Annotated in this window: 2 protein-coding genes; both read left to right on the top strand. The window is 47.7% G+C overall.

The window, feature by feature from the left end; all coding sequences use genetic code 11:
* Positions 1 to 824, top strand: an 824-nt coding sequence (locus tag FP827_07795) for a tetratricopeptide repeat protein (GenBank protein ID MBA3052965.1), incomplete at its 5' end; no start/stop codon positions are given.
* The coding region (locus FP827_07800) for a hypothetical protein (protein MBA3052966.1) at positions 817 to 5,625 on the top strand (4,809 nt) is incomplete at its 3' end. The genes FP827_07795 and FP827_07800, both read left to right, overlap by 8 nt.

Raw genomic sequence — 5,625 nt, forward strand, 5'->3', positions numbered from 1 at the left:
CTTTTAAGAGAAATTTTGACTGGAAGGACCCGTATACTTTCTGGAGTAAAACGGTAAAGGCGTCGCCTGATTCCCCTCGCGCGCTTGCCAATTTGGCTCTTGCTGAAAAAAGCCGCGGCGATATGGTAAAAGCGGAAGAATATTTCAGGAAATCGCTTGAACTGGAACCTTATTACGCGCCTGCGGTTAACGGTCTTTTTGATATTCTCACTGAAAAAGGAAGAATTAAAGAAGCGGAAGATATGCTTGTTGAGGCATTAAAAAGGTTTCCGGATAAAATAGATTTTTATAGAGTTCTGATTGGTTTCTACACAGAGCGGGGTAAAACAGAAGAAGCGCGGAGTTTGTGTAAGAATGTTACAGCGCTTCTTTCTCTTGGCGTCGGTGATATTGATGATTATTTGCCGATAGGTATGCAGACCTTTCAACTCGGTCTGCTCGCCGAATCGGAAAAAATTTTCAGGTATGCCTTTGAAAAGATGCCCTGGAGTTCTTATATTGCAAATAATCTTGCTTCTCTATGCCGCGCTAAAAAGGACTATGCGGAAGCGGTTAGATATTACGAAATCGCTATAAAAAAACAACCGTCAAATCCTGTGTATTATTACAATCTTGGAAACCTTTATGATGATACGGAAAAACCGGTTGCCGCAATTTCAAGTTATAAAAAGGCAATAGACATAGCAGAAAACTATGGTGACGCCTGGTACAATCTTGGAATGGTTTATGAAAAAGCAGGTAATCTTAAAGAAGCAAATCAGTGTTTTAAGATGGTTGCAAAAATTGAACCTGAAAATTTTGAAGTAAGAAAAAAATATGAATAAAAATAAAACATTATGCAACCTGAAACGCAACCTGAAGGTTGCGGCTACCAGTTTGATATTGCTGCTGCTTTTAGCGACTCAGTCGCTATTTGGTGCGACAACACTTTATCTTCGTTCCGACGCGGTAGGGGGCTCCGCTCCCGGTACCGCGCAGACAGATGATACATTCGGTCCGAATATGCCGACAACTGCCGATAACTATAAACTGACCTTAGATTCCGGAACCATAGAAGACACAATAGAATATATGTTCACCGGTTCAAACAACGCCAATTCTGCTGATGACCCTGTGGGTTATGGCGAGGCAGGAAGATTTGTCTCACCGCCTATGGCAGCTACAATTCTGGCAGCCACAACAAACTGGACGATACTTCTTTATGGAAAAGGCGGCGCAGCGGCCCCTGCGTGGGCTCTTCGCGCCTGCGCTTATGTCTGGAAAGCTGATAATTCCGGAAAAAGAGGCGATGTTCTTCTTTTATCCCCGGACACATGGGATGGCGTAGCTACGACAGCATCATCTCAAAATTTAATTCCATATTCAGGGCTTGTCCGTAACAATGAGCCGGGCACAAATGCAATTTCTGTTCAGAATGGGGACCGGCTTGTTGTTGAAGTTGAATGGCATCTTATGAGATGGTCAACATCAGGTAGAAGCGCTGGTATTTTAGTTGACCGTTCTGCCGCTCTTTCAAGAATCACCTGTGAAAACGGGAATTTAACATTTATTCCTTATTTATTTAATGTCAATCCCTCCTTGGCAGCAGTTGACCAAGCCATATCACTTGAAGGCGCGCTTTTTGGAACCCCTGTTGCCGGAGACGGAATACAGTTAAGCAACAAATGGATTCCTTACAATGACCCTATTGTAACCTGGACTGACGATACAATAACAATAAGCGACCCTCCTGATGACCTTGTCGCCGGAAATATTTATGCCACAGCGCAAGGGGTGAATACAAATTCAGTTTATATGTGGGTCAGACCCACTCTTTCAACAAGAGATCCGACAGGCAGAGGACAGAATGCAAGCGCTCAGTGGATAACAATAACAGGGAAGAGTTTCTTTTCCGGCTGGACATCGGATTTTGGCGCCGGAATAATTGTTTCCTCGGACTCTTATGTTTCTTCAACAACAGCCAAATGCCAGATTTCTGTTCTGGCAACCGCGGCTCAGGGCGCAAGAGCTGTTAAAATAACAAATCCTGATGGTTCTGCCACCACCCAGGCGGGCTGGTTTACTGTGAATTACAGGCCGGGGGAGGCAACAGGCGGAGACAACTTAACTGTAAGTCCGAATGCAAGAGGAGCGAATATTGTCGGAAGCACAATAACGATTACCGATGCGACCGGCCGTTTCGTGAGCGGCTGCGCAGTTGATTTTTCCGCTTCAGGAGTTACAGTGACTGATGTTATATTTGATGCGGGAAATCAGATTCGCGCTGTAATAAACATTTCGGCCGCTCCCACTTATGGTCTTGGAGATATAACCGTGACAAATCCTGATGCGGGAAAAACAACAAAAACCGGCTGCTTTACCATAAGCCCCAGACCGATTCTTGAAGCCCCCCCGGTAGGGGCGAGCGTTGTCGGTTTAGACACCACACCGAGAGCAAAACTCGGCAGAGGCGCGCAGAATAAGTGGATAAATGTAAAAGGGTATAGTTTTCAGAATAACTGCACGGTTAATTTCAGCCTTCCGTCGGATGCAAACGGAATTACAGTATTCAGTTATGATTACACTTATTTAACCGAAGACCCCAACAGAGTGCGAGTGCAGGTTTCGGTCGGGACGAGCTGCCCTGTGGGTTATATGAATTTTAAGATTATAAATCCTGATGCCGGTTATGACGCAAAAATACCGTTGGACAGTTTCTTTCAGATAACCGAAAAAGCGTCTGTCGGCGGTATAACCGCCCCCGCTTCGCTTTCCTTCGGTCAGGGCGCAAGCAATATAATTCTCACGGTGACCGGCCTTAACTTTGTCTCGGGCGCGGAAGCGTCCTTCCCCGAAGGCGGGATTTCCGTTGACTGGACAACCGTTCTTTCAGCCGCTGAACTGCAGTGCCAGATAGATATCGCCGATGCCGCGGCCGTCGGAGTGTTAAGAGACATAAAAATAACGAATCTGGACTGGGGAAGCGATACTCTCGCAGACCAGCTTCAGATAAATTACAAGCCGTCTTTTACCACTCTGGCGCCGGCGCAGATTGGCCAGAACGCGTCAAATGTTGATATTGTGATAAACGGCGCGAACATTCAAAACGGATGCGCGGTGGAGTTTTTAGCTACCATTGTGAATATCGGCAGTTATGATTACACGCATGCCCCCGCTTCAATAACCGTTACCGTAAATTCCGACATCGCGGCGGCTACGGGCGTTAAAGACGTAAGTTTGTTAAATCCGGATTACGGTTATTTCGCAAGCGACTGGCAGCCGTTCACCGTGAACAACCGTCCTGTTTTGAGTTCGGTGATCACAGAAATATCCGGCTGGGCGGATAACGCTCTCGCGCAGGGCGCGGAAAATCAGAATGCGCGTCTTAACGGAGATTATTTCCAGGCCGGACTGGCCATTGATGATATTGTAATTTCCACCAAGTCCACAGGCGGCTTTCAGGACCCGAACATAATAATAAATTCATTTAACCGGGTTTCCGCCACGGTGATTGATTTAAACCTTACGGTTATTTCCACCTGCGCGACAGGCGGAAGATACATTAAATTAACAAATCCGGATTACGGAATGAGAGTGAGCGCTCTCGGAATAATCACTATTACGAAAAAGCCCACAATGAGTTCTGTCGTTTCGGGAACGCCCAACGGCAATGATATGGGGCAGGGCGCAGCTGACAAATGGATCACGATAAACGGCGCGGACTTTCAGAGCGGCTGCAATGTTGTTGTGAACAGTGACCTTGACGTTCATGTTTCATCCACTTATTTTATAAGCGCTGCGCAGATAAAAATTAAAACCTCAATTGATTCAACCGCCGCGATAGGGGGGTCAACCTTTACAGTGACCAATCCTGACGCGGGGAAATCAAAAAAAGCGGCTTATAGTTTTTTTCATGTGACCGATAAACCGGGAATAACATCCTGTTCCCCTGACAATTATGGACAAGGCGCTCAGGGTGTGAACTTTACGATTTCAGGAAGCGTTTTCAGCGCCGGCAGCGCGTATACAGGGGGCGCGGGCGAAGGGAAGATTGAATTCACGGGCACGGGAATAACCATAACAGACGCCACGGCAACCGATGGCGGCAATATTTCGGTTACGGTGAATATAGACCCCGCCGCGTCGCCGACCGGGAGCGCCAGGGGCATTACGATTACAAATCCGGATTTCGGCGTAAATACGGCCGCCTCTCTTTTTACCGTGAACCTGAAACCGCTTATCTCGTCTTTGTCTCAGACTTCAAGGGGGCAGGGAGCGCAGGGAGTTGAGATTGTAATTTTAGGAAGCAATTTTAATTCGGCGCTCAAGAAAACAGATATCTGGTTTTCCGGCGGCCTTATTGACGTGACAACGGTTACAGCCGTCGCCGTTTCCGGCTCATCGGTGACAATCAGGATTGATATCGGCGCGACCGCCTCAACAACAACCGCGAGAAATTTAACCGTGCAAAATCCGGATAAGGGAATCTACACAAAATCCCCCGCTTTTAGCGTTACATTAAAACCGGCAGTTACATCCTGCGACCCTAACGCTCTCGGATGCGGAGCGAGCGGCCAGACAATAATCGTTACCGGTTCGGGTTTTCAGACGGGATGCCAGGCATATTTTTCAGTGAATGCCAGCGGGGATCCGAAAGATACGGAAATCAGTATCGGCGGGGTCGCCGGTTCCGGCGAGTCCCTGACGCTTTCCAATGTCATTGTTTATTCCTCCGCGGCGCTCGGAGGAAGGTATTTAGTGGTGATCAACGGCGATGAAGGCAGAGGCGTGAGCCCCGGTTCCGTTCTTTCAATAAACATGGCGCCTTCGGTTGTTAATTTATCCCCGAATAAACTCGGCCAGCAGGCGACGAGCAAAAATGTTACGATAAACGGGAGTAATTTTCAGAGCGGAATCGGGATAGGGGATGTAATATTCACCCCCAACACGGGAATTACTAAACAGGAAATAGTGGAAATAGCAGGCGACGGAAGTTACATCATTATTAAACTCACAATAGCGGAAACTGCGCCGACCGGTTTGAAGGATGTTAAGGTGACGAATCCGGATAAAGGTTCGGATACAAAAACAAGCGGGTTTCAGGTGAGCGCGCGTCCGACTTTCAATTTGTGTGCGCCGGACAACAGAGGCGCCGGAGCCTCAGATGAGGATATTGTAATTTACGGGAACAATTTCGTCACGGGAATGAACGTGTATTTCGGAGGCGGAGGAATCACGCCGTATCCCGTATCAGCGGCTCCGTACGGAGCGGGTTATCCCACGGCGGGTGTTGTTACAATCAGCATTTCTTCAACAACGTCGGCTCCTTCAACAAGGAGCGTAAAATTGGAAAACAGTGATTATGGGTTCACCACTGTTCAGGATACATTTACCGTTAATCAGGCGCCGGCGCTGACGAGCGCCAGCCCGAGTTCAAGAGGGCAGGGCGCCTCGGGTCAGAATATTCTTATAAAAGGACTGAGATTTCAATCGGGAATAACACCGGCGGATGTGACTTTTTCCCAGGGCGGCGGCGGAATTTCAGTTACGAATATAAGCTATCACGGAACTTCTTCGTTTACGGCCACTATTAATGTATCTCCGACCTGTACAGCCGCGCTGGGGAATATAACGGTAAAAAATCCC

The sequence above is a fragment of the Candidatus Omnitrophota bacterium genome, from assembly GCA_013791745.1.
Classification (GTDB): domain Bacteria; phylum CG03; class CG03; order CG03; family CG03; genus CG03.